The organism is Veillonella fallax (assembly GCF_020687175.1).
Taxonomy (GTDB): Bacteria; Bacillota; Negativicutes; order Veillonellales; family Veillonellaceae; genus Veillonella; species Veillonella fallax.
In genome coordinates, this window is the sequence record NZ_JAJEQD010000010.1 from 1 (window position 1) to 25,136 (window position 25,136).

The window sequence follows — 25,136 nt, forward strand, 5'->3', positions numbered from 1 at the left end:
TAAGGCTATATTTTGCCATAGAAAAACCGACCTCCTTAACGTTAAGATTTTTGGTCTAACATTAAGGGGTCGGTTCATTATTATGAATAGTATGAGCTTTTAATATTTTATATTACTTTTAGTCCGCTAACCCTTGTTCTCTGCCAATAATATCAGCAATTTCTTGGCATAGTGCTTGTAGTTCTTCTTGGTTAGGACCCTCTGCCATTACGCGAATGAGTGGTTCTGTACCAGATGCCCGTACTAAAACGCGGCCTTCATCACCAAGTTCACCTTCTGCTGTCACAATAGCTGCTTTGATAATATCATTATCTTCCCAACCTGTTTTTGTAGCAACACGAACGTTGATAAGAACTTGAGGATACTTAGTCATAATGCCAGCCAACTCAGAAAGTGGTTGGTTTTTCTCTTTCATAAGAGCCGCTACTTGTACAGCTGTTAACATGCCGTCACCAGTTGTATTGTGATCTAAGAAGATTACGTGACCAGATTGCTCACCACCAACGGAAAGGTCATGTTCACGCATGTATTCCAATACATAACGGTCACCAACAGCAGTAGAAACTGTTTTCATTCCTAATTCTTGAGCTGCTTTATGGAATCCGATATTACTCATAACAGTACCAACTACAGTATCATCTTTAAGTTTGCCTTCTTCTTTTAATTTAAGAGCACACAATAGCATGATTTGGTCGCCATCGAGAACTTGACCTTTTTCGTCAACCAATAAGCAACGGTCAGCATCACCATCGTTAGCGATACCGAGGTCTGCATTATGTTGTTGTACAGCTACTTGCAAGCCTTCAATATGTGTAGAGCCACAGTGATGGTTGATATTCAAACCATCTGGATTAACATTGATGTTGATCACTTTAGCGCCAAGGCCAGACAAGATTTCAGGGCCTACACTAGAAGCAGCACCGTTCGCTCCATCATATACAATAGTCAAACCTTCAAGGGATGTATCAATTGTGTGGCGAACAAAGTGAGCGTAGAAGTGAGCTAAATTGCTATTGTACTCAATGGTACCAATGCCATCACCAGTAGGACGTGGCAATTCATTATCTGCACTTTGACGAACATATTGTTCTAACTGATCTTCTACTTCATCTGGCAATTTATAGCCATTGTCATCAAAGAATTTAATACCATTATCTGGATATGGATTGTGAGATGCAGAAATAACAGCACCTGCATCAAAGCCTTGTTGACGTACAAGGTAAGCTACTGCTGGAGTTGGGATAACGCCGGCAATGACAACATTACCACCAACAGAGCAGATACCGGATGCTAAAGCACTTTCAAGCATAGAGCCAGAAATACGTGTATCACGACCAATCAAGAATGTTGGATGTTCTTTTTCTTTACCAAAATAGGTAGCCGCTGCACGGCCTAAATGATAGGCTAATTCAGGTGTTAAAAATTCATTAACAACACCACGTACACCATCTGTACCAAATAAACGAGCCATAATTATCCTCCTCTAGGGATTGTGAAAATCACAAATCCTCATATATTCACTGTTGTGTATTATATCACAATATATACACCACACATATATACTATACAGATATACTATTTTACAGTACCAAAATGAACCTATACTGTAGTTTACTTTACAATACATTTACTACTAACTAGTTAGGTTTTGCATATTTTGCCATGCATATAATGGCAGTTTCTGCGCCATCAAGAGCTGCGCTCATAATACCGCCAGCATAGCCTGCACCTTCCCCCATAGGATAAAATCCACCTACAGTTGGAGAAATACGTTCTTCATTACGCCCCATGCGAAGCGGCGCAGAGGTGCGTGTTTCAACACCAGTCATGCATACCGCAGGATCATCAAATCCATGAATGCGTCGTCCCCAATACGGCAATGCCCGTTCCAGTACGGACGTTACGAATGGTGGCAAGCAATCATGTAAATCGCAATTTACTACACCTGGTTCATAGCTATATGTGCTATCTTGTACACTTGGTGCTTGTGAAAGCCCCAAAAACTGGCCTACGGTCTGAGCTGGTGCATGGAAGTTAGAGCCACCTAATTCATAAGCTTTACGCTCCCATTCACGTTGGAATGCTACACCATCAAGTGGATGGTTACCAAAGTCATCAGGCCCTACATTAACTACGATAGCACTGTTCGCAACACCGCTATCACGAGCATATAAACTCATGCCATTAACAACAACGCCCCCATTTTCAGACGCAGATGCTACAACTTGACCACCTGGGCACATACAGAAGCTATACGCTGTACGGCCTGTTTCTTTATCGTGGTACACAAGAGAATATTCCGCTGCACCAAGACCCAAGCTAGATGGTTCTACACCATATTGGGACTCGTCAATGATAGCCTGATCATGTTCAATACGAACGCCGATAGCAAATGGTTTTGCCGTCATTTCTACATTACGTTTATGCAACATTTCGTACGTATCGCGTGCACTATGACCTACACCAGAAAGCACAACCGTCGTTTCAATACGTTCGTCGCCATTAACTTCAACACCAACGATGCGGTCATTTTCAATAAACAAATCAGTTACTTTGGCACCGAATCTAACCTCACCACCCCATTCGATGATGCGTTCACGCATAGCTTTTACCATGGTACGCAACTTATCTGTACCTACATGAGGTTTATGTTTATACAAGATTTCTTCTGGAGCACCGAACTCTACAAAATATTTGGAGATTTCATGCAATCTTGGATGTGTAACGCGAGTTGTCAGTTTACCATCAGAGAAGGTACCTGCACCACCCTCGCCAAATTGTACGTTAGATTCAGGCTTGAATACGCCCTCCTTCCAAAACGTTTCTACATCTTGGCTACGAGTATCAACGTCTTGACCTCGTTCAAGAACGATTGGACGGTACCCTTCACGAGCTAAATAAAAGGCAGCTAGCATCCCAGCCGGACCAAAGCCCATCACTACAGGACGATGTGCTAAAGGTACATTACCATAAACAATAGGTTCTGGATCCTCTGGAGTAAATACAGATACATCCTTTTGTTTACCTAGTTTTTTCATGATTTGAGTTTCCTTATGAACCTCAACAAACAAGGTATACACAAATACAATATTCGGTTTTTTACGAGCATCTACAGCGCGTCGTACAACGTGAATCGTTTCAATAGCGCCTCGCAATTGGGGATATTTCTTTTCTACAATATCCTTTATATCCGACTTGACCGTAACGGCCACGCGGAGATTTATTATTCTAATCATATCTTTCCTTATTTAAACTATCCTTTTAGGTTAGCAAATTTCTTTCTTATTTGACCTAAATCCTTCAAATTGAACCTACTAGAAATTGGTCATACAATATTATTATACAATATTACTGTAAAAGCTAATACATAATAAACAGAGTATCCCAATAAAGCATTAAAATAGACCCTAATAGAGTTTAATCTTATCCTCTATTAGGGTCTTATTTTTAATTTAGGTTTTTAGTAATAACAATTTTAAAAATTACTATTACATCTTTAATCTCATGAACTACGTAGTTTTCTTTTGTATATCTACCTTAACATGTACTGTAGTAACATTACTATTGACACCACTCGGTAATACTAAGTTGTAATTACCTTGAATGCCCTTCGTTGCACCGGTAAGATCAATTGGTTCTGTTTGAATTTCTGAAACAGAGTCAATCATTTCTTCTCGACCAGTCACAGTTAATTGAGTTGGTGTAACGGATATAGACTTAACTTCATACCCATCAGCTACCGTTCCCGCCGTTGGCACTGTAATAGGAACGGCTTTATCTTTACGCAATAAGTTTAGTTCATATTGCGCTTGACCTTGGCTCGGATTGATGTGTACATCTAATATATTACCAGATATATCCCAAGCTTCTAACGTACTAACAGCACTAAAGTTCTTGGTTTGACCAGCGATATTGACCTTCATAACAACCTTATTTACAGCGTTAACAAGCTGTTTACGTCCAGATACAGTTACCTCTTTCGGTACAATGGTTACTGACTTGAGAGCAACATCGTCGGAGAACTTACCAATCGGAACAATTTCAACCGGTATTTTCCGCTCTGCATATTCGTCTACATTAATTGTTATAGTATCAGGCTTAACCTCAACAAGGCTCATTCCCGCTGGAGGGGTAAATCCAATGGTTACATTATTTTGACCTGGTTTTACACCAGATGCATCAATATACGCACGAAGATTATCTGCCTTTATAGACATAATCGTATCGCGAGGGCCCGAAAGGACAATGCGTGCTACATCAGGTACATCTTCTATAATATAATGGGAATCAAGATTTTGGACTTGAACAGGTACTGTATAGGTTACCTCCATCACAGGGTTCTGATCTCGCATGATAAAGAACCACATGACGATAGCCGCTAGCAATGATAACAACTTAGCTGGCCAATTGCGTTTCAAATGTATCATCATTTTTTTGCCCCCCATTTCCACATACCAGTAATGGTTTGACGAGGGCGTTCCATAAATGTACGCAACGCTTCTTTAATTTGATCTTCCGGTAAATGGCGATAAATATGACCGCCATAGGTGTAGGAAATTGTCCCCGTTTCCTCACTGACCACAACAACGACAGCATCAGTTTGTTCGGACAAACCGATGGCTGCACGGTGACGCGTACCAAGTTCAGTACTCAATGTACGATCCTCAGTTAGTGGCAACAAACACCCTGCTGCACGAATACGTCCATCGCGGATAATCAGCGCTCCATCATGAAGTGGTGTACTAGGAACAAAAATATTTTTAATTAGTTCGCGGCTCAACACAGCATCCATTAAAATGCCTGTATCAACGAAGTCATTGAGGCCCACTTCACGTTCAAAAACGATAAGTGCCCCAGTATGCTCACGAGACATAACGCGAGCCGCCGCCATCACTTCATTGATAGCCATATCCATTTCCTCTTCGTTGACATTCTGTGCCTTACTGAAAATTCGACCACGGCCCAATTGTTCTAAAGCACGACGCAATTCCGGTTGGAATACTACAGGTAATGCGAAGAGAAGAACGGTCATACTTTGTTGCAAAATCCAATTGATAACATATAGATTCAGCAAATGACTCAATAAATTTAGAATCGCTAGCATAACGAGGCCCTTTAAAAGAGAAACGGCCCGTGTATCTTTAAGCAATTTATATAAGTAATAAATACCTACGGCAACGATTAAGATATCAGCAATATCAAGAAGCCTAAAGGTATGTATAAGTGCGTCAATATGCATAAAAATAGCTCCTTATACAAAATAATAAGGTACAACCAACTACTTGGCTGTACCTTATATTTTAACTCATTTTAGAAACACTGTAAATTTATAAACGAGTATAAGATTTTATTTTTTCTATAGTTATGAACTTAAATGTTTTGTGTTTCAATCCACACATCCATTTGACCGCCGCAAACCATACCTTCTTTGACAGCTACATCATCATCGAGTAATACGTCAATTCGACGGTGCGCTTCTTTTTTATTCAAAGAATCAACTGCACTGAGGCGAATTTCATTTTCTGCTCGGCCACCACCGATAGTGCCAAAGATGGAACCATCTGGGAATACAACCATAGATGTACCAGCTTTACGAGGTGTAGATCCACGCGTATACAAAATAGTAGCAACAGCTAATGTTTCATTTTTACGAGCACTTAAATATTCAATAAACTCACGATTCATGGCTCACTCTACCTTTCCGCAATGAGCCGCCTTTTTTTCCACGCACCACTGCCAAATATTCGCTAACGATAGATAATGCAATCTCCTCAGGGGTTTGTGCACCTAAGTCTAGACCAATTGGTGCATATACCATATCTAATTCTTCTTGCGTCCAACCTTGTTCACGCAATACTTCAAATGCATAATGAATACGCTTTTGACTGCCCATAACACCCATATAGGTTGGCAAATAATCGCGCAATTGTTCTAAGCATACATTATCATACTCATGAGCACGAGTAACAATGATAAACCCATTATATTCATCAAGAGGTAGATCATTTTTAAAGTTTTCTAATGGTAAGCATTTACGAGTTACACGTTCATCAAAGAATTCAGGAACTACATATTCTGGGCGGTCATCTACAACGGTTACACGACACCCGATAAATAATAATAAATCGGTAATAGCACGGCTCACATGACCCGCACCCAATACGAGGACAGATGGATCATTTTCTACAGGTTGTACGAAACATTCCGCTTCGCCTACCATGCATAAAGAATTAAGCTTTGCTTTATCTACCATAAATCCTTCGATTGGTGTACCATACAAAACACTACCATCTTCAGCATAAATTGTCTTATCCCCTTGACGAGGGCCAGACAATACAGTAACCATCAGCGTAGTTTCTGTAAGCTGAAGACGGTCTTTCATCACATCATAGATCGTTTCCATCTTGATTCCTTTCATACTCCCATGCAGTAACAGCTTCTAAAACACCGCCACCAACGGCAAGGGATTTATCTGAAATACTATAACAATGAGATTCTTCACAACGAGCATCTACATCGGCCAATTTAAAATGGTCGGATACGATGAGTCCGCTCTTAAGAATACCTCTAAGAATACCTGTAATTTTTGCCCGCACTGGCTCTTTATCTACATAACCAATGACTTCATTAGCTTGTACAGAATCGCCAATATGGCGCTTAGCTGTAAACAGACCAGCCTTTTGTGAGTGAATAACACGTTCATGAGTATAACCACCTACATTACCGGGAATCCCCGTATTAGGCTGCGCTGAACCATCATAGATGCAACGACCTAAGTAATGACCGCGCATGGTTTCAATGACAACATCCACATCATGCCCTGCAGTAAATCCAGGCCCCACACCAATGACGAGATCTGCATCATCACGTTTGGTACCAAGATTCTTTTTACTTAAAATAGCATCTACAACAATAGCTGGCTTCAATGTATCAAGTAGCTCTTCATATGAACTAGTCACAACGGGAATAACACCTTGTGCCAACGTATCTGCTACTTCACTAAGGGCTACATGACGTGCTACAAAGCGTTCCAAAATCATTTCTCCGCGATGTACAGCATTGCCATAACATACTTCACGACGAATCATGGTAGGAATGGCGATTTCGTTAATCACCACAGGATAGCCTGCACGTTTCAATCTATATACAGCGCCAGAAGCGATGTCTCCGCCTCCGCGCATAAGGACTAATGGTTTCATAATGCCTCACTTTCACGTTGTTTCAAACGCTCAAAATCATCGGGTGTGTCAATATCATATCCAACATCGTCACGAATCCACAATTTGATAACATGGTCTTTACCACTACCGCGAATGATAGTTTTGCCACCTTGATCCCCTTGGATATGTTGCAATGATTCAAACCAATGTGAACCAAATAGAACAGGATTTCCCGACTGATAATTCGCCCCATAATGCGGGACGACGATAGTTTTCGAATGAAAGTTATCACTAAATGCACTAATAACCTGATGTACAACATTCCCAGTCAATAGTGGTTGATCCCCTACAGAACAAAGAATGCCGTCTAGCAGTATCGGTGAGTTTTCTACCAAATGACGTACTCCTATCGCTATGGACAGGCCTTGTCCACGCTCAGGATGTTCGTTCTGAACGACTTCAAAGCCATAGCTTGTAACAATGGGTTCTAATTTCTCATGATCCTCACCAGTAACCGCTACAAAAGGTAATTTACAGAATTCAGTAGGTCCTATCGAATCATTCCATCCACAATGAAGAGCCCCACAGACCGCATCTAAAACAGTTTTCCCACGCCAGGGTAAAAGCTGCTTATTACATCCCATGCGCTTGGATTGACCTCCTACAAGGAGGACAATGCCAATATACAAAGGACGACGGTCTATGGGGTCTCTCATGGGACTGAAAGCGGTATTAGATTTTGCTTTCACATAAGTCATGAGTACCTACCGACATTGAATAATGCGACGGATTTCACAACTTGCTTTGTATCCATCAGCTAAGATGATATCGGAAATGTCGCTATCTACAATATGATCAATAAAATCATCAATGATACGATGTTGCACCGTTTCATAACCAGTACAGAACAGAATTTTTTTACCTTTACTGTATTGGAATAAACCTTGTTTATGGAGCACAAGATCAGCCAACATGCGTGGCGTTACAATGGCACCCATATCGCGTTTCACAATATCTTGAACGAGCTCGATGTTATGCACGTGCTCATCATCAAGCGGCGCTCCTAACATTTGTAAATTCACAAGACCAATCGTAGTCTTTGTAAGAGATGGGATGACTGGTTCAGTCGTCTTAGGCGCCTTAAGCCATTTTTCCTTTGCCCCATCTGCTTCCACTACAATTTGCCAGTTCGGATGCAATTTTGCTAAACCATCGATAAGATCACAATCTAAGGAGTCCACTTTTGTTCCTGTAATGCCAGAGAACCACGCACCACAATATCCACGCAAAATACGATCAGTACAATATTCATCAGCTTCATTAATATTTCGAGTATAAATCGGTTCATAATGAGCCACTTGAGATTCATAGAGTCGAGTCGTAGTCGTAACTACGATGGGCTGACCTTTCAGCCTTCCATATTCTACTAATTTTGAAAGCACAGTCGTTTTACCGCCTGCCCCAACAAGGGCCACGATTCCCGGCTGAATCAATCGATTCCAATAGGATGTTTGTGATGTCATAAAACCAGGCCTCCTTAGAAAGGAAAAGTAAATAGAAATCTCTATACTTTATATTTCTCGTCCATAGCCACAAATACCTTCTCAGGTGTCATAGGTAATGTACGAACGTCCGCACCAACTGCATTTTTAATAGCATGTTGAATAGCTGGACTAGCCGTATTAATAACAACTTCACCAATAGATTTGGCACCAAATCCGCCTGTCGGTTCATAAGACTCTACAAAGTCTACATGTAACTCACCGATATCTTGACGGGTTGGAATTTTATAAGTCATAAGGTTATTAGTCTCTAAGCGACCATTATTAGAATAGCGTACATCTTCATACAACGCCATGCCGATAGCTTGTACTACGCCGCCTTCAACTTGAACGCGAGCCAATTTAGGATTGATAACAGTACCGCAATCGATGCAGGAATATGTATGAAGCGGAATAACCTTGCCAGTTTGTTTGTCTACTTTTACCTCTGCAATAGTTGCCATGAATGGAGGTGGGGACGTATGACTGCCCCATGTAGCGAAACCAGACAATTGTTCTGCATTAACGCCTACTAATAATTTTGGAGCTAATTGATGGATATCCATAGTTTGAGAACCATCTTTTGTGGTAGCTACAACGCCATCAAAATCGATGTTTTCTACATCTGTATCGAAGAATTGAGCGAACTTAGCAATAATCTTAGTGCGTAATTCTTCAGCAGCCATTTTCGCCGCCGTACCAGTTACGTATGTTGTACTAGATGCATAGGAACCTGGATCAAATGGTACGATATCTGTATCAGATTCAACAACAGTCATGTATTCCATAGGACAGCCAATGATTTCACAAGCCATTTGAGTCAATACAGTATTAGCACCCATGCCCATATCGGAAGAGCCCGTATACAATGTGTAGTTACCATCATCGCCAAGACGAATTTCTACAGATGCTACGTCAATGTTAGCAACACCAGAACCTTGTAACGCTAATGCCATGCCAAGGCCACCGCGATAACGTTCGTCAATATTCCAAGAATGAGGACGTTCATCCCAACGAGCCATTTCTTTTACGCGATTTACTGTATCTTGGAATAGACCAGAGTCAAGGTATTCATCTGGAGCGTATACCAAGCTTTGTTCACCTTGAGCAATCAAGTTCTTTTGACGCAATTCAGCAGGGTCAATACCCATTTTATCCGCCAAATTATTAACAGCACACTCTAATGGCCATAGCGCTTCAGTAGCACCATAACCACGGAATGCACCGCCTGGTGTATGGTTCATGTACACGCCTTCTGTACCGTAGTGGATAGCTGTCGCTTTATTGTATAAAGGAATGGACTTATGCTCACCAGCTGTAGTAGTAGTGAAACAGTGAGTTGCATGAGCACCTGCATCAGTAATAGAGTCCATATCAATTACTTTGATAATTCCATCTTTTGTAGCACCTACACGGATTTTCCATTCACGAGCATGACGTGTAGTGGAGCAAGTCTGTGCTTCAGTACGATCGTATAAGAGGTAGCATGGTTTCTTCAATGTCCACGCCACAAAAGCTGTCATAATTTCTGTGCAAGCCGTTTGTTTAGAACCGAAACCACCGCCGATACGAGGTTTGATTACGCGAACCTTTGTAGCTGGAATTCCTAATGCACGCGCAATATGACGGCGTACATGGAATACGATTTGTGTGGAAGATACGATAACTACGCGGCCCAATGCATCAACGTAACCATAACTTTGGAATGGTTCCATTGCTGTTTGGCGTGTAGCCTGGTCAAAGTAAGTGCCATCTACTATATAATCACATTTTGCAAGTTCAGCTTCAATATCGCCTACTCGTTTATGATAAGATACGCAAATATTGCGTTTATAATCTTGACCTACAGGGATATTATTATGAATATCATCTTCAGGATGGACTACTGTTTCATGGTCGATAGCCGTATGCATATCGAGTACAGGTTTTTGTACTTCGTATTCAACCTTGATAAGAGGCATCGCTTTAAGTGCTGTAGCTTCATCTTTTGCAACAACAAGAGCCACTTCATCGCCTACATAGCGAACTACAGGGTCTAAAATAAGCGCATCATAAGCAGATGGCTCTGGATAGGTTTGACCAGCCAATGTAAAACGAGTATTAGGCACATCTTCATGTGTAAAGATCGCTTCTACGCCAGGAATCAATTTAGCTTTAGATGTATCGATTGATTTAATGCGCGCCTGTGCATGAGGGCTACGAAGAACCTTAATAACGAGCGCATCTTTTGGAACAAAATCGCCAGTATAAGACGGTTTACCCGTCAAAATACCTTTAGAGTCAACCTTGTCATAAGATTTACCAATGTGCTTATTCATTATTTTAGGCCTCCTTCTAAGAATTTACGAACCCCTCGAAGTTGTGATTCATAGCCAGTACAACGGCACAAGTTACCGATGAGGTATTCACGAATCTCATCATCACTAGCCTTTGGATTTTTACGTTTCAAGTTGATAGCACTCATCATCATGCCAGTTGTACAGAAGCCGCATTGGTCAGCGCCTTCGCTAGCAATACAAGCCGCTAATAATTCAGCCTCTTCTTGCAAGCCTTCTAATGTAGTGATTTTATGACCTGGCGCACGGAATGTAGGATATGCACAAGACAAGATAATTTCGTCATCTACCCATACGGTGCAAAGGCCACAGTTTGTTGTGTCACAGCCACAACGTACGCTATAGTAACCAAGATTACGCAATGTATCCAACAACATTTCATCAGTTGGCACATTAACAGTTACATTTTTATTATTAATATTAAGTACGAGTTCCATTATTGTGCCACCTCCTTAGACAAGCGTTGAACCATAGCTTTTACCATTTCCATGCGATATTCTTTGGAAGCATGAGAGTTAGATTGGTAAACTAACTCTTCAGATGCTAATTGACCTGCTTCTTTTGCTGCACACAATCCTTTTTCTGAAAGCAGAGCACTTGCTTTTTCTGCTAATTGAGGCACGCCAGGTCTTGTACCGATGTACACTTCAACGCCTTTGTCATCACGGCGAAGAGCACCTGTCAACACTGGGAAGTCACCACGAGAGATGCGAAGAGCCTCTACAGCTACAGGCACATCTACTTTAGGGATACGAATTTCCACGAGGATATCACGTTCTCTGTATTTCATATAGTCATGTATGGACATGCGACCGCCTTTAAAAGTAACGATGTCTGCATGTACTGCCATTAATGCAGGAATAATGTCGGAGAAGCCGAAGCGGCTTGCTACAGATCCACCCATAGTAGCAGTGTTGCGGAATTGAATGCCAAGAATTTCTTTAACACCTTTAACAACAGCACCACCACAGAATTGTTGTAATGGCTCAAAACGTTCCACGTCGCCTTGCGTTGCCATAGCACCAATGACAAATTCGTTATCCTCTTCGCGAACATAACGCAAGTCAAGACTAGCCATATCAATCACTGCAGGCCATGTGCGTCGACCTAAACGCAACCAGCAGCCGCCAGCTAGCATTGGGGCAGTTTTGTTTTTTGTGGCTAATTCATAAGCCTCTTCCACCGTCTTCGGTTGTAATACTTTCATAAATGCTAACATAATCTGTCCTCTCAATGGTATACTAATACTAACAGTACTGGATGATAACCATAAAAATACAGATATCACCGAACTACAAACCTAGCAGGAATCTATAGAATTCCTCACGTTTCTTATACTTTTATTTTACCAATTATTCGCTACTAAATCTACGATGAAAGATATAAATTTACAAGAATTTTGCAAAGAATTACATATTTATGAATTTGGTATTGCCCCTTGGCCCCTACCTGAAAATACAAAAACTATTTTGTATGAAAGTAACCCCTGTCCATTTACAGCAGCCGACGTAGAAGAGCGATTGCTAGGAACAACAGAGTTTACGCCCAAAAGCGCTATAGTATGCCTCTTCCCATACTACGTAGAGCGTAGAGGTCCATCTAATCTTTCCCGCTATACATGGGCTACAGATTATCACCTGGTCATTAATGAATATTTAAAAAAACTTACTGAAAAATTACAAAAAATGGATACTTCAGCCCAGTTTTCTATACATTGTGATACCTCTCCTCTCGCAGATCGTTACATGGCCTACTTAGCAGGCCTTGGTTTCTACGGCAAAAACAATTGTTTCATCAGCCCTAAATGGGGTTCCTATGTAGTCATCGGAACAATTTTAACAACATTAGAATTTGAGCCAAATACACCGCTCGATCAATCCTGTATGGGATGCAATCGTTGTATTACGGCCTGCTTGGGCCAATGCTTAGGTCATGACGAATTTAAATATGATACCTGTAAAAGCTACTTAACACAGAAAAAAGGAGAGCTAACAGTCGAAGAAGAAGACATCATCGCTAAGACTCCCCTAGTATTTGGCTGTGATGTATGCCAAGAGGTATGCCCGCACAACAAAGATATTCCTACAACCCCAATTCCTGAATTCCAATCAGTAGAACCGTACATTAATATAGATGAATTAGATTCGCTGACGAACAAAGAATTCAAAGCTAAATATGGTAATCGGGCATTCTCGTGGCGCGGGAAAAAAATATTAATAAGAAATCAAAATATTATTGAACGTAAATAGATATTATAATTTGTTATGCTTTATAAGCTTTACAGGCTTTGACATCTGTTTAGCAAAAACTTATAATAAAATAACAGAGATAGCTAGATGCCTAGGAACGTCCAGCTCATCTCTAAAACTTTATTTGAGATGTAAAATGGCTGTGACGTCTATTAAGATGTTATGGCTATTTTTCGTTTTTACGGCAAATAAGCACTACGAATGCGCCACAAGTGAATAATAAGCTGATGATGCTTACCACTAGGGACAATATTTCAAAATCACTCATAGTCTCACCTCCTCGAACGAGAGAGATGAGCAGAACAACATCTAACTACCTCCTACACTAAAGTATAAATACAAGAAATTACGAAGTATAATGATTAATTGATATGCCACTAATAGTCACATACGTAGGAGATTTGGTATTTTTGCAGAATAAAAAGAGACGACCTCTGGTCGTCTCTTTTTTAATCATTATTTGATTTCGTAGTAGTTTAGTTCATCCAAACTTTTTCCAAGAGCAGGCATATAGGTTTCAAGGAACATATCAACTTCTGGCATATTGAGTGCTTTTAGTTTAGCTAAGATAGAGTCATGTGCTTCTTTAAACTCATCGTTTCCTGCTTTGAGTTCGTTCACACATTTCATATACGCTGAGATTGTATCTGCCGCCTTAACGATGGGCCATTCAGGACTCTCCTCTGCATCTACAATAAAAGGCTTATAGATAGCTTGTAATCGTTCTGGCAAGGTAGATAGCATTTTCTCTTGTGCCAACGTTTCAACTTCGCCATATAGTTCACGAAGCTTTGGATCAAAATATTTAATCGGTGTTGGCATATCGCCAGTAAAGATTTCACTCACTTCATGATACATTGCAATGACAGCTACTTTATTAATGTCTACATTACCACCAAAGTATTCATTTTTGAGTGCCGCTAAGTTATGCGCTACCATAGCTACTTCTAAGCTATGTTCTTGAATATTTTCTGTTTCTGTATTGCGCATAAGGCTCCATCGGTTGATAAAGCGCATGCGTTTTAAAAATGCAAAAAATGAACTCATATATCCCTCTGAACTAAATTACACCGCGAAGTTTAAAACCATAATCAAGGAACTGTACTGCTTCATCCCAACGGTTATCATCGTTAAGCATAACTACAATCATAGTATGACCATTACGTGTAGCTGATGCGATCAAACATTCCCCTGCCGCATTCGTAAAGCCTGTTTTCAAACCATTTGCACCAGGATATTTATTGCGAATGAAATGGTTTGTGGTACGAATTGTTTCAGGTGTACGATTTTGATACGGCACCTTATAATAATCATTAGCGACCTTATCACGGAACATTTGGTATTTCATACCGTATGCTGCAATCATCGCCAAGTCACGAGCCGTGGAGTGATGCCCCATTTGCGTCAAGCCATGAGGATTTAAGAATACACTATTCTTGGCTCCCGCTTTGACAGCAACGCGATTCATATCCTTCGCAAATTTCTCTACAGAACCACTTACATTTTCCGCTACTACAACAGCCGCATCATTACCACTGGCAACCATCATACCTTCAAGAACACCTTCCAAAGTGATTTGATCACCAACGCGTACACCCAGATTGGACTCCTCCATACTTGTTGCATAGCTACTGATAGTTGCTAGTTCATCAAGTTGTGTGCCTTTAAGTTCTAAAGCTGTTAACAAGGTAACCATTTTCGTAGTACTCGCAGGATGCATCCATTTATCTGGATTCTTTGCAAATAAAATTTCCTTTGTATCTGCATCAATGAGGACTACGGCCTCACCAACTGTAGATGGTGGTGCAATATACGCGGCATGAGAAATACTGGCACCGAGAATAACTGCGCCTATAAAGGCTATCATCAAAATAAGTCGTTTCAAAATCATATTTACATTAGTTGTTAAAGATATCATTTATCTCACTTTCTACATTACACATTAATTTTCAGGGCTATCATCAATTGCAACATTCGTTGCGTTTGCCTTTTTCTTAGTCCCCTTAATTTCACCAGTAGAATTATCTACATTTTGAAGATATACAACACGTTGAGGATATGGAATGTCAATGCCATATTTATCGAATGCATCCTTTACATCGGACATAATACTATATTGCACATCTAAGAAGTCTTTCGACTTAACGCGTGCATAGGCAGCAATACGTACAGAGTTATCGCCAAATTCAGAAATACCAATTTCCATATTTTTAGGATTGAGTACACGTTTATCAGCAGCAAAAATATTTTTTAAGATTTTAATTGCTTCATGATGATTATTGTTATAACCAATATCAAAGACGAACGGGATAACCCTTTCGTGAGTATAAGCAATATTAGTTATGGCTTGGGAGGTAAGGATAGAGTTTGGTATATACACATTTCTTTGATCTTTAGTAGTGATAATAGTATACATAAATTGAATAGACTTAACACTACCTACAGTATCTCCAACTTGAATAACATGACCTGCCCTAAAAGGCTTAAATATAAGAATTAATAAGCCTGATGCCAAGTTAGATAAGTTGCTCTGTAATGCTAAACCAATACCTAAACCGAAGGCACCAAAAGCAGCCACAAAGGATGTTGTAGGCACACCAATTTGATTTAAGCAAATCAAAATTAGACCTACTAGCAATGCATAATTGATGATCTGCGTAATAAAGCTCATCGCTGCAGTATCATAAGATGCTTTGGTCATAATGCGAACAGCAAAGGTTTTTACCCATTTAATAGCATAACGCCCCACCCAAAACATAATGAGAGCTAATAATATATTACCCGCTTGTGAAAAGAACCAGTCTCTAAATTGAACTAGAGTATTAGCATCTTTAAAGATCAGCCCAGATATTGTACTTAAGATATCTGACACAGTAAACCTCCTTAGTATCATTTTATAACTAAAGCTCTATACACTATAAATAAACACTATTAAATATAGTAACAGTATATCTATATGCTATAATTTTACATATACATTTACAAAATGATAGTAAAGTTATTATATCGTTATATTACATATATAACAATCTAAATCTAGGGAGACTTATATGTTTAACAATCCATATGAAGCACCACAAGAGCTTGTAACAGGAGGTCATGTAACGAAAGAATTAAATTCCGTTACAGTACACTTTGACGACATCCATTATTCCTTATCTAGTGGTCAACTCAATGGTGGGTATCACCATACATTAGCTGTACGAAATCAACAATTAACCTATCAGATTGAAACAGAAAAAGACTTACCTGGCGGCTCTGTAGCAAATTATTTAGCCCAAGAATTCGAGCATATCGATACACCTGTTCATTTTAGTACAGCACTACTCACATCTGCCACAATGAATCTTCACGCATACGCTAAGGTTGAAGAGCACGATACAATTGTGGAAACCATCGTTACTGCAGGCTATGAAAAAACAGCCCATCGTGCAGGCACAGGCTATTGCTACGAAGAGCGAGATGGCAGTTTCATAGTACCTGGTACCATCAACATTCTTGTCTTTACAAACAAGGCCTTAACAGATAGTGCTATGGTGAAAGCCATCATGACAATTACAGAGGCTAAAACAGCAGCCCTTCAAGATTGGGGTGTTGAAAGTGTACGACTCTATCCATTTATCAATGAGGATATCCCTGATGCAATAACAAAAGAGCGCAAGACATCTGCAACAGGCACCTCTACAGATGGTGTGATTCTCACCATCGATACAAATGGCGATGTATTAACAGATGCAGGCTCCTTCTCCCTATTCGGGGATACATTAGCTAAGGCTGTTTATATAGGTATACAACGAGCCTTAGAAAATGCTATTGGCGCCGAATAAACACACACATCCTAGGCGAAATAAAAACCGCACATCCTAGGCGATCGGGATGTGCGGTTCATTGCATATAAAACTGTTACACACAGTATAATATTTGAAAATGAATATCAAATTAAGATTTGAGAGTTTTTCTCAAATCTTTTTTTATTTTTCTAATTAATACTCATAGAAGAACTGTTGTAACTTTTTAAGGTTTTTAGTTTTAGTAAGGCCAAGCATCAATAAAATACGAGCTTTTTGTGGACTCAATGTATCACTTACAAGATAGCTTGCTAGTGCATCTTGTGGTACGGCAGACACCATGCCACTTCCCGTACGAGAGGCCCGTACAGTTGGGAATACTGTATTTTGTGTTATTTGACGTACATTTTGAGGGATTGTTCCATGCCCTAACCCAGTCAAGATAAGTCCATCAGGGTTAGTCGCCACAACACTCATCGGTACCATATCATCCATGCCACCATAGCAAGTCAAAATGACTACACGCGGCAATTCTTTTAAATCATGTACATCAAAGACAGATTCTTTCGTATGACGACGAGTAGATGCTTTATAATAATGAGCCACTCCATCTTGTACAATGCCAAGATGCCCTACTAATGGGCTATCGAAGGTTGCTACATTCGTTGTATTCCGCTTAGAAACATCGCGTGCTCCATCAACATAGCCATTTAGTACAACAAGTACACCTTTACCTACAGACTCTGGCGTTCTCGCCACTTGAATCGCTTGTAATAGATTAATCGGACCATCTGCACTGATTGCTCCAGCAGGTCGCATAGAGCCAGTGATAACGATAGGCTTATCTGTATGAACAATAAGATTAAGGAAATAGGCTGTTTCTTCCATGCTATCTGTACCATGAGTAATAACAACACCGCCTATATCCTCTTGATCAACTAAGTCTTGTACTAACTTAGATAAATCCAACCAATGCTGTACTGTAATATCGGAACTTTCAATATTACTAAACTGAGTATATGTATATGGACCATATGGTTCTGTGCCAGGTACAGAATCTAGAATCTCATTGAGACCTAGCACACCTGCAGTATAGCCAGTCAAATCTGTATCGGATGCGCCTTGTCCAGCAATCGTACCACCCGTACCAATCAAAGCTATTTTTGTCTCCATATTTCCTCCATCATAAAATACATAAAATAGTGAATCATTTGTTAATCAACGTTGGGGCTGAAAAGAAGGCATCAATTCTAGTTTATGCTTATTAATACGGTTCAAATGATCAATACGTTCTTTTGTTTCTAAATTATCTATTTCACCAGTTCTAATATAGCGATCTAGAACTGCATAGGTAAAACCTAATTTATCTTCATCAGATTGACCACTGAGGCCATCACTAGGTGTCTTATCTACAAGATATTTCGGAATATCTAGGAGTCGACCAATTTGACGAACCTCTTCTACAACAAGATTGGCGAGAGGACTAAAATCCCCTGCACTATCGCCATATTTTGTAGAGTACCCTACATAATCTTCAGAGCCGTTACATGTATTGGCTACACGCGCCCCATTCGGTAAGTTTTGACCAACAGCATATAAGGTTGCCATCCGAAGTCGTGGCGGTGTATTGATAGCTGCATCCTTAGATATATCAGCTCTACCGGTAACAACTCCATACCTTTCGCCTTGAATGATGGCATTTGTTAAGGCTGTATACGCAGCCCCTATGTTCACAATAATATGAGGAATACCTAAGTGATTGACAACAGCCTTAGCATCATCGATATCAGATTGAACGCCGTTTGGCATAAGCACTCCCACTACGCGTTCTGACCCAAGGGCTTCTTTACAAAGGGCCGCCACAATTGTGGAATCCTTACCACCTGAAATACCTACTACAGCGCTACAACTAGGACCATTTTGACTAAAATATTCTTGAATCCATTGAATTAGAGCCTCTTTTGTAGCTTGTGGATTGTCTAACATAAGCCCTCCTATTTCTTCCGGAAAATACGATTTAATAAATCCATTTTCATTTGATAGTATCCTGGACTCATATCAAGGTAATGACGATGTGGATTTTCAAAACGTTGCTCTTCAAGCCAAATTTCAGTTTCTAATTGGTCTTTAACATATTGACGAAGCTCATCTAAAGTTGGTAATTCTACTAGTAATTTTCCATCCTTAATAATGAGTTGTTTCATTTCTTTGAAAGTACAGTTTTCAAAGTACAATTCACGCCACGGTTGTTCTGGATCAATATAACGATATGGTTCGGTTGTATCTGGTACCTCTTCTAACAATGTTAATAAATCTGCAATGGCACGACCTTTCTCATTGTACACGCGGTACACCTTTTTAAATCCTGGGTTCGTAATCTTTTCAACAGATTCGGAAATCTTAATACGAGGCTCCCATACGCCATTTTTTTCAACCCCAGCAATCTTGTAAACTGCACCAAATACAGGGTCACTCTTGGAGGTAATCAGTCTTTCACCAACCCCGAAGATATCGATAGGCCCGCCTTGAATTAACAAGGATGTAATCGTATATTCATCAAGGCTGTTGGAAGCCATAATTTTACAATCTTCTAAACCCGCTTTATCAAGCATGCGGCGTGCTTTTTTAGCCAAGTACGCAAGGTCGCCAGAATCAAGGCGTATACCTTTTAAGCGTTTTCCCATAGGTTCCAATACCTCTTTAGCTACTTTAATAGCATTAGGAACCCCAGAGTTTAATACATCATAGGTATCAACAAGGAATACAGCCCCATCTGGATACACTTCAGCGTAAGCTTTGAAAGCTTCGTATTCAGAATCATGATACATAACCCAACTATGAGCCATGGTTCCACTCACAGGAATACCAAATTGTTGGCCTGCTAAAACAGTCGCCGTAGACTGTACCCCACCAATGTAGGCTGCTCTCGCACCATATACAGCGGCATCCACATTATGAGCTCGACGAGCTCCAAAGTCGGCTACTACACGCCCATCCGCAGCACGAACGATGCGATTAGCCTTTGTAGCGATAAGGGACTGATGGTTCATCATAGTTAGCACTGCAGTTTCTACAATTTGTGCGTCTATGAGAGGAGCTACGATGGTTATAACTGGTTCATTTGGATAAATAATAGAACCTTCTGGGAACGCATATACATCACCAGTAAAGGAAAAATCTTTAAGATAGTTTAGAAATTCCTCACTAAAGATCCCTTGATTCCGTAAAAAACCGATATCACTTTCATCAAAGTGTAGATTTAAAATGTACTCAACGATTTGTTCAAGACCACCAAAAATGGCAAAGCCACCCTTATCTGGATTGCGTCTAAAGAACACATCAAAAGCGACGCGATCCGTATTTTCATGTTGTGTAAAATAGCCGTGTGCCATGGTCATCTCATAAAAATCCATGAGCATACTAATATTGCGACTGTCGTGTTGCATCGGTTCACCAACCTTCTAAAATCTAATGGAGTTAATCAATCGTTAATCGTATATCCTCATTATACATTATTATTCCTATATAGCCAGTACATACATATATTACAGATTTCATTAACTATCCTAATAATCATTCTTGTGATATAACTATATATATACTAACTATTTATATATTCCATATATGTGTCGGTGAAAGTTATCACTGGAATAAACTCTTTTATTGGTATTACAAATTCAGATACTAATAAAAACACTAAGTATTCCGTATAATCAATCAACATATATATCTATTATTTACATGAGAATGAAAGGAACCATTATGGAATCAATCGTTCAAGCAAAACGCGTATTAGAAATATTTAAAGAAATGAGCCAAATTCCTCGTGAATCAGGAAACGAAAAAGGCATCAGCGATTATATCGTAAACTTCGCTAAAAACTTGGGGCTTGAAGTTCATCAAGACGATCAATTTAATGTAGTCATCAAAAAGCCAGCGTCTCCAGGTTATGAAAACCGACCTTCTATCATCTTACAAGGCCATATCGATATGGTTTGTGTACGAGATCATGACTCCAATCATGACTTCTCCAAGGATCCTATTGCAAACATCATCGAAGGTGAATGGATGCACGCAGACCATACTACACTAGGTGCAGATAACGGTATGGGTGGTGCGATGATGCTTGCCATCCTCGAAGATGATAGTCAACAACATGGACCTATGCAATTATTGTTCACTACCAATGAAGAAACTGGCATGGATGGCGCTTTCGCCATTAAAGAAGGCCAAGTAAGTGGCGATTACCTACTCAACCTCGATACAGAGGTAGAGCACGACTTCACTGTTAGCTGTGCTGGCGGTTGTCATGTTCACGTAAACATTCCATTATTGCGTGAAAATAACCAACCTGGTTATGATGCAGGCTTAACTCTTACCGTAACAGGCCTTAAAGGCGGTCACTCTGGTATCGAAATCTGCGAACAACGCGCAAATGCTAACCAAGTATTAACACGCGTACTCTATGACATTCAACAACAATATCCTGTATGCTTAGCATCCTTTGAAGGCGGTGTAAAACATAATGCCATTCCTTCTAAAGCAGTAGCTACATTATCCGTACGCGCTGAAGATGTAGAAGCCATCAAAACTTTAATTGAATACCAAGAGAAACAATATCTCCATGAGTATGGTATCCAAGATCCAGGTCTTAAATTTGTCGTAGAAGATGTCGCAACACCTGATGTAGTCTATGCGGATGATACAACAGAAGCCCTCATTACTTACATCTATCTTGCACAAGATGGTGTTCATTCTGTAAGCAAATCTATCCCAAATCTTGTAGAAACTTCTGACAACATCGCAATCGTACGCGAAAATGAACATACTATTGAAGTACTCATCTCTATTCGTAGTTCTAACAGTAACAGCCTTGAATTCTTAGCAAAGAAAATGCTTCTTCTTGCAAAAACACTTGGCGTATCTGCAGAACGCACTGGTGGCTATCCAGCATGGGAATATGACAAAGGATCAAAACTTGAAGAGCAAGCTATTTCCTTACATAACGAAATGTTTGATACACCAGCGAATGTCAACGCAATTCATGCCGGTCTCGAATGTGGCTTGTTAAAAGGTGTACTACCAAATACACAAATGATCAGCTTTGGTCCTACTATCGTAAGTCCACATACACCAATGGAACGCGTTCATTTACCATCTGTTGAAAATGTATATGTATATCTAAAAGCTTTATTAGCTAAGTTACAATAAACATAAAATAGTAATATTGACTATATACTTTATGTATAATTTGGTATACTAAAGGTAATCTAATTAGAGATTTATATAACGAATTCTCTTCTCACCCTCCTATAAGGAGTTCAGTCAACTCTCCCTCGACTGAGTCTTCTATAGGAGGGATTTTTTTATATTCTTCTCCCAAAATTTGAAATTAATATTTATTCATAGAGGAGTATCTCTTCATATATACGTAAATCGATATATACAATACTTTTCACAATCAATTATGAATATTAAATACATCTGTCACTATACTCATATAAGGTATATAACCAATATATTTAATGAGAATTTTAAGAAAAATAGTACTTTCATAACTATGCATATACCCTAGGGTGTATTTTCTGTGTTATCCTATAGGTGTATACTGTGTTTACATTACTCAGGAGGTACGTATGATCCCTATTGTTATCATATCCGGATTTCTAGGGTCTGGAAAAACAACATTTTTACAACACATACTAAAAGAACATAAATCTACAGATAAAATTTTAATTATAGAAAATGATTTTGGTGAAACCAGCCTCGATGCAGCAAATCTTGCAAAAACAGGGGCTACCATTCGTGAAGTTACATCTGGCTGTATTTGCTGTAGCTTGCAAGGAAATTTCCAACAAGCACTGCTCGACATTCTGCAAAATTACGATGTAGATACCATCTATATTGAACCATCAGGGGTCAGCAAATTAAGCGAAATCATCCATACATGCGAGGATGAAGAGATTGCAAAATCCGCCTATGTTCATGCATCGGTAACCACCGTAGATGCCATGCAAGCACCTATGTTTATCAAAAACTTTGGCCTCTTCTTTAAAGATCAAATCACAAATAGTGATGCCATCTTCTTAAGTCATACCGAAGATATCCAACAAACAAGCATTACAAAACGTATGATTCACGAGTTAGCACCAAATACTCCAATTCACGAAGAAGCATGGAGCACCATTGCGTTACGAGACTATATCAAACGTCTCTATCATTGTCATGATGACCACTCTCTACATGACGAACATCTATTTATGAGCCATACCTTTAAAGACTTGCGTACGCTCACATTAGTTCAATGGAAAACCATCTTAGAAGGTATGCCTGATACAGTACTCCGTGCTAAAGGGATTGTACCGACCGCCGAAGGACCTCATGAGTTGCAATACGGTACCCATTACTGTTCCCTATCCCCTAGTGAGTCCACGGACTATAGCTTAGTTGTTATTGGTACAGATTTTAATGTGCCAATGGTACATAACGAAGTGTGTCAATCATGATACCTGTTTATATCGTTACCGGATTCATCGGTTCTGGTAAAAGTACTTTCATAAATGAACAACTACAATATCGTAAAAAGCTTGGTGGCACAGCATGTATCAGCGCCGAAGAAGGTACTGTATCACTCATCAAAGAAGGATTACAACTCAATCCTGATAGGCTTAGTGCAATTACGCCTAATGAACCCCACACATATAGTTCTATAGCTAATGAAATCGCAAGCTATGTCGACAAGGTAAAGCCTAAAGAAATATGGATTGAATGGAACGGTATGATCAGCTTTCACCAACTAGAAGCCTTGCTATATAGTGATAAGCTGCGCCATCTATTACAAATCGAAAAGGTATTATATCTTTGTACAGACCAATTCGTCGCATCCATTTTGCCTGGTTTAGGTAATGATGTAACAAGCCAATTATATAGTGCCGATTGTATCATCACAGAAACCGATACACATCACGCCTTATTACGGACCTATAACAGTGACGCCAAGATTGTAACTGCGCCAGCGCCAGAAAAGGTAGCAGAATTATGCCGCAATTCTACGTGGGGACTCATACCAAATCTATTAGTTATCGGCATTACAGCCTACATACTATTAGTCACTGCATTCCGTCATGACATTCCTTACTCTATTCATCAATGTTTTGCCATCATTACAGGCCTCATTATTGAGGCTATCCCGTTCCTATTATTAGGAACCATTGGATCAACAGTAATTCGCTATTTCGTACCACAAAGAATACTGCTAAAACTATTAGGAAATCATTCTTGGAAGAGCTATGGTGCCGCTATGGTTAGTGGTTTAGCCTTACCAGTTTGCGACTGTGCTATTATTCCATTATTTAAAGCACTTACAGATAGAGGCGTACCATTATCTGTAGCCATCCTATTTATGCTCGCCAGCCCAATCATCAATCCGATTACTATTCTATCCACCTGGTATGCCTTCCCAGATGATCCAATGATCTCCGTATGGCGTATCATACTTGGCCTTGGCGTAGCTTTATTGGTAGTCTTATCATTCCGTTTTATACCACCATCTACGTCTATGATGAAAGCTAAAACGGCACAGAACCTAAGTTATGAAGAAATCGTCTTAGAATCATCGGAAAGTAAGCATATCAATAAAAGAAGATTACTCATTCATATGGAAAAAGAGTTCTCCCAGCTCTTATTCTATTTCTCCATTGCAGCTTGTGTACTATCCGTAGTACAAGTGTATGGAAAGCCTTGGCTCATCAATGCCGGTATCACATTACCTGATGTGTGGGCCATCCCAATTCTGCTATTATTAGCGTTCTTCTTCTCTGTTTGCTCTACATCAGATGCTATTATAGGCAAATCCTTGAGCACTCTGTTCCCTATGAGCTCAGTCATGGGTTTCCTCATCTTAGGACCTATGCTCGATATTAAAAATGTATATATTTTAAAACAATATATGCCTACATCATTTATTCTTCGTCTAGGCTTAACAATTGTTGTTATATCCTATTTAGCCGCATTAGGTTTTCAATTCTTTTTAAGCTAATGTTTAGTCATTACTATTTCAGTT

23 protein-coding genes are annotated in these 25,136 nt (G+C 39.7%); 5 read left to right on the plus strand and 18 right to left on the minus strand.

The window, feature by feature from the left end; all coding sequences use genetic code 11:
- Positions 1–118: 118 nt before the first annotated feature.
- The 12 genes from glmM to LKD20_RS05950 form a co-directional block, all read right to left on the minus strand.
- Entirely contained in the window at positions 119–1,471 is a 1,353-nt protein-coding gene (gene glmM, locus LKD20_RS05895) for a phosphoglucosamine mutase (protein ID WP_227721155.1), read from the minus strand.
- Between the two features lie 166 nt (positions 1,472–1,637).
- The gene (locus tag LKD20_RS05900) at positions 1,638–3,236 is read right to left on the minus strand and encodes an NAD(P)/FAD-dependent oxidoreductase (RefSeq protein WP_227721156.1); all 1,599 of its coding nucleotides are present in this window, start codon (positions 3,234–3,236) and stop codon (positions 1,638–1,640) included.
- 273 nt (positions 3,237–3,509) lie between these two features.
- Positions 3,510–4,430 carry a CdaR family protein gene (locus LKD20_RS05905; RefSeq protein ID WP_227721157.1) on the minus strand — a complete coding sequence of 307 codons (921 nt, stop codon included), beginning with the start codon at positions 4,428–4,430 and terminating at the stop codon, positions 3,510–3,512.
- Complete coding sequence (gene cdaA / locus LKD20_RS05910) at positions 4,427–5,239, minus strand: diadenylate cyclase CdaA (protein WP_156719765.1); 813 nt, start codon at positions 5,237–5,239, stop codon at positions 4,427–4,429. The genes LKD20_RS05905 and cdaA overlap by 4 nt, the downstream gene beginning before the upstream one ends.
- A gap of 131 nt (positions 5,240–5,370) precedes the next feature.
- The gene (locus tag LKD20_RS05915) at positions 5,371–5,685 is read right to left on the minus strand and encodes an XdhC family protein (RefSeq protein ID WP_227721158.1); all 315 of its coding nucleotides are present in this window, start codon (positions 5,683–5,685) and stop codon (positions 5,371–5,373) included.
- A complete protein-coding gene (locus LKD20_RS05920) occupies positions 5,675–6,403 on the minus strand; it encodes an XdhC family protein (protein ID WP_213467968.1) in 729 nt (242 codons plus the stop codon). Before LKD20_RS05920 ends, LKD20_RS05915 begins: the two co-directional genes overlap by 11 nt.
- Positions 6,387–7,199 (minus strand): selenium-dependent molybdenum cofactor biosynthesis protein YqeB, encoded by an 813-nt coding sequence (gene yqeB / locus LKD20_RS05925; protein ID WP_227721159.1) that lies wholly within the window; start codon positions 7,197–7,199, stop codon positions 6,387–6,389. The genes LKD20_RS05920 and yqeB overlap by 17 nt, the downstream gene beginning before the upstream one ends.
- A complete protein-coding gene (locus tag LKD20_RS05930) occupies positions 7,196–7,918 on the minus strand; it encodes a nucleotidyltransferase family protein (protein WP_227721160.1) in 723 nt (240 codons plus the stop codon). Before LKD20_RS05930 ends, yqeB begins: the two co-directional genes overlap by 4 nt.
- A 6-nt stretch (positions 7,919–7,924) precedes the next feature.
- Positions 7,925–8,683 carry a selenium cofactor biosynthesis protein YqeC gene (gene yqeC / locus LKD20_RS05935; protein WP_060923868.1) on the minus strand — a complete coding sequence of 253 codons (759 nt, stop codon included), beginning with the start codon at positions 8,681–8,683 and terminating at the stop codon, positions 7,925–7,927.
- 41 nt (positions 8,684–8,724) lie between these two features.
- Positions 8,725–11,019, minus strand: a complete 2,295-nt coding sequence (locus LKD20_RS05940) for a xanthine dehydrogenase family protein molybdopterin-binding subunit (RefSeq protein WP_227721161.1) — start codon at positions 11,017–11,019, stop codon at positions 8,725–8,727.
- Positions 11,019–11,474: a (2Fe-2S)-binding protein gene (locus LKD20_RS05945; protein WP_024065760.1), complete on the minus strand. Its 456-nt coding sequence runs from the start codon at positions 11,472–11,474 to the stop codon at positions 11,019–11,021. The genes LKD20_RS05940 and LKD20_RS05945 overlap by 1 nt, the downstream gene beginning before the upstream one ends.
- A complete protein-coding gene (locus tag LKD20_RS05950; protein ID WP_227283275.1) occupies positions 11,474–12,256 on the minus strand; it encodes an FAD binding domain-containing protein in 783 nt (260 codons plus the stop codon). The genes LKD20_RS05945 and LKD20_RS05950 overlap by 1 nt, the downstream gene beginning before the upstream one ends.
- Positions 12,257–12,410: 154 nt before the next feature.
- Here LKD20_RS05950 and LKD20_RS05955 point away from each other — a divergent pair, with 154 nt between their 5' ends.
- Complete coding sequence (locus LKD20_RS05955) at positions 12,411–13,286, plus strand: epoxyqueuosine reductase (protein ID WP_227721162.1); 876 nt, start codon at positions 12,411–12,413, stop codon at positions 13,284–13,286.
- 456 nt (positions 13,287–13,742) lie between these two features.
- Here the strand turns inward: LKD20_RS05955 and yfbR are convergent, their stop codons facing one another.
- Genes yfbR through LKD20_RS05970 form a run of 3 tightly spaced genes read right to left on the minus strand, consistent with a single transcriptional unit; the run spans position 13,743 to position 16,158 of the window.
- Positions 13,743–14,333, minus strand: coding sequence for a 5'-deoxynucleotidase (gene yfbR / locus LKD20_RS05960; RefSeq protein ID WP_227721163.1), 591 nt, complete (start codon positions 14,331–14,333; stop codon positions 13,743–13,745).
- A gap of 13 nt (positions 14,334–14,346) precedes the next feature.
- Positions 14,347–15,204, minus strand: coding sequence for a D-alanyl-D-alanine carboxypeptidase family protein (locus tag LKD20_RS05965; RefSeq protein WP_227721164.1), 858 nt, complete (start codon positions 15,202–15,204; stop codon positions 14,347–14,349).
- A gap of 24 nt (positions 15,205–15,228) precedes the next feature.
- Entirely contained in the window at positions 15,229–16,158 is a 930-nt protein-coding gene (locus LKD20_RS05970) for a mechanosensitive ion channel family protein (RefSeq protein ID WP_227721165.1), read from the minus strand.
- 178 nt (positions 16,159–16,336) lie between these two features.
- Between LKD20_RS05970 and LKD20_RS05975 the strand changes: the two genes are divergently transcribed.
- Positions 16,337–17,113, plus strand: a complete 777-nt coding sequence (locus tag LKD20_RS05975) for an adenosylcobinamide amidohydrolase (protein WP_227721166.1) — start codon at positions 16,337–16,339, stop codon at positions 17,111–17,113.
- Between the two features lie 156 nt (positions 17,114–17,269).
- On the opposite strand, the gene LKD20_RS05980 is transcribed toward LKD20_RS05975, so the two are convergent.
- From LKD20_RS05980 to LKD20_RS05990, 3 genes are read right to left on the minus strand one after another with little or no spacing between them, the layout of a single operon-like run.
- Positions 17,270–18,247 carry an asparaginase gene (locus LKD20_RS05980; protein WP_227721167.1) on the minus strand — a complete coding sequence of 326 codons (978 nt, stop codon included), beginning with the start codon at positions 18,245–18,247 and terminating at the stop codon, positions 17,270–17,272.
- 45 nt (positions 18,248–18,292) lie between these two features.
- The gene (gene nadE, locus LKD20_RS05985; RefSeq protein WP_227721168.1) at positions 18,293–19,060 is read right to left on the minus strand and encodes an NAD(+) synthase; all 768 of its coding nucleotides are present in this window, start codon (positions 19,058–19,060) and stop codon (positions 18,293–18,295) included.
- Positions 19,061–19,068: 8 nt separating this feature from the next.
- A complete protein-coding gene (locus tag LKD20_RS05990; RefSeq protein WP_227721169.1) occupies positions 19,069–20,520 on the minus strand; it encodes a nicotinate phosphoribosyltransferase in 1,452 nt (483 codons plus the stop codon).
- Between the two features lie 316 nt (positions 20,521–20,836).
- Here LKD20_RS05990 and LKD20_RS05995 point away from each other — a divergent pair, with 316 nt between their 5' ends.
- From LKD20_RS05995 to LKD20_RS06005, 3 genes are all read left to right on the plus strand, one after another.
- On the plus strand, positions 20,837–22,285 hold the full coding sequence (locus LKD20_RS05995; RefSeq protein ID WP_227721170.1) for an aminoacyl-histidine dipeptidase: 1,449 nt from the start codon (positions 20,837–20,839) through the stop codon (positions 22,283–22,285).
- 425 nt (positions 22,286–22,710) lie between these two features.
- On the plus strand, positions 22,711–23,580 hold the full coding sequence (locus tag LKD20_RS06000) for a CobW family GTP-binding protein (protein WP_227721171.1): 870 nt from the start codon (positions 22,711–22,713) through the stop codon (positions 23,578–23,580).
- Complete coding sequence (locus tag LKD20_RS06005; protein ID WP_227721172.1) at positions 23,577–25,112, plus strand: permease; 1,536 nt, start codon at positions 23,577–23,579, stop codon at positions 25,110–25,112. Before LKD20_RS06000 ends, LKD20_RS06005 begins: the two co-directional genes overlap by 4 nt.
- Positions 25,113–25,136: the final 24 nt, after the last annotated feature.

What these genes read in the sequence shown, in the direction of transcription:
- nadE (WP_227721168.1), bottom strand. Translation starts at nt 19,060, where the DNA reads ATGTTAGACAATCCACAAGCTACAAAAGAGGCTCTAATTCAATGGATT.
- LKD20_RS05990 (WP_227721169.1), bottom strand. Translation starts at nt 20,520, where the DNA reads ATGCAACACGACAGTCGCAATATTAGTATGCTCATGGATTTTTATGAG.
- LKD20_RS05915 (WP_227721158.1), bottom strand. Translation starts at nt 5,685, where the DNA reads ATGAATCGTGAGTTTATTGAATATTTAAGTGCTCGTAAAAATGAAACA.
- LKD20_RS05965 (WP_227721164.1), bottom strand. Translation starts at nt 15,204, where the DNA reads ATGATATCTTTAACAACTAATGTAAATATGATTTTGAAACGACTTATT.
- yqeC (WP_060923868.1), bottom strand. Translation starts at nt 8,683, where the DNA reads ATGACATCACAAACATCCTATTGGAATCGATTGATTCAGCCGGGAATC.
- yfbR (WP_227721163.1), bottom strand. Translation starts at nt 14,333, where the DNA reads ATGAGTTCATTTTTTGCATTTTTAAAACGCATGCGCTTTATCAACCGA.
- cdaA (WP_156719765.1), bottom strand. Translation starts at nt 5,239, where the DNA reads ATGCATATTGACGCACTTATACATACCTTTAGGCTTCTTGATATTGCT.
- LKD20_RS05900 (WP_227721156.1), bottom strand. Translation starts at nt 3,236, where the DNA reads ATGATTAGAATAATAAATCTCCGCGTGGCCGTTACGGTCAAGTCGGAT.
- LKD20_RS06005 (WP_227721172.1), top strand. Translation starts at nt 23,577, where the DNA reads ATGATACCTGTTTATATCGTTACCGGATTCATCGGTTCTGGTAAAAGT.
- LKD20_RS05980 (WP_227721167.1), bottom strand. Translation starts at nt 18,247, where the DNA reads ATGGAGACAAAAATAGCTTTGATTGGTACGGGTGGTACGATTGCTGGA.
- LKD20_RS05950 (WP_227283275.1), bottom strand. Translation starts at nt 12,256, where the DNA reads ATGTTAGCATTTATGAAAGTATTACAACCGAAGACGGTGGAAGAGGCT.
- LKD20_RS05920 (WP_213467968.1), bottom strand. Translation starts at nt 6,403, where the DNA reads ATGGAAACGATCTATGATGTGATGAAAGACCGTCTTCAGCTTACAGAA.
- yqeB (WP_227721159.1), bottom strand. Translation starts at nt 7,199, where the DNA reads ATGAAACCATTAGTCCTTATGCGCGGAGGCGGAGACATCGCTTCTGGC.
- LKD20_RS05940 (WP_227721161.1), bottom strand. Translation starts at nt 11,019, where the DNA reads ATGAATAAGCACATTGGTAAATCTTATGACAAGGTTGACTCTAAAGGT.
- LKD20_RS05995 (WP_227721170.1), top strand. Translation starts at nt 20,837, where the DNA reads ATGGAATCAATCGTTCAAGCAAAACGCGTATTAGAAATATTTAAAGAA.
- glmM (WP_227721155.1), bottom strand. Translation starts at nt 1,471, where the DNA reads ATGGCTCGTTTATTTGGTACAGATGGTGTACGTGGTGTTGTTAATGAA.
- LKD20_RS05945 (WP_024065760.1), bottom strand. Translation starts at nt 11,474, where the DNA reads ATGGAACTCGTACTTAATATTAATAATAAAAATGTAACTGTTAATGTG.
- LKD20_RS05930 (WP_227721160.1), bottom strand. Translation starts at nt 7,918, where the DNA reads ATGACTTATGTGAAAGCAAAATCTAATACCGCTTTCAGTCCCATGAGA.
- LKD20_RS06000 (WP_227721171.1), top strand. Translation starts at nt 22,711, where the DNA reads ATGATCCCTATTGTTATCATATCCGGATTTCTAGGGTCTGGAAAAACA.
- LKD20_RS05905 (WP_227721157.1), bottom strand. Translation starts at nt 4,430, where the DNA reads ATGATGATACATTTGAAACGCAATTGGCCAGCTAAGTTGTTATCATTG.
- LKD20_RS05955 (WP_227721162.1), top strand. Translation starts at nt 12,411, where the DNA reads ATGAAAGATATAAATTTACAAGAATTTTGCAAAGAATTACATATTTAT.
- LKD20_RS05975 (WP_227721166.1), top strand. Translation starts at nt 16,337, where the DNA reads ATGTTTAACAATCCATATGAAGCACCACAAGAGCTTGTAACAGGAGGT.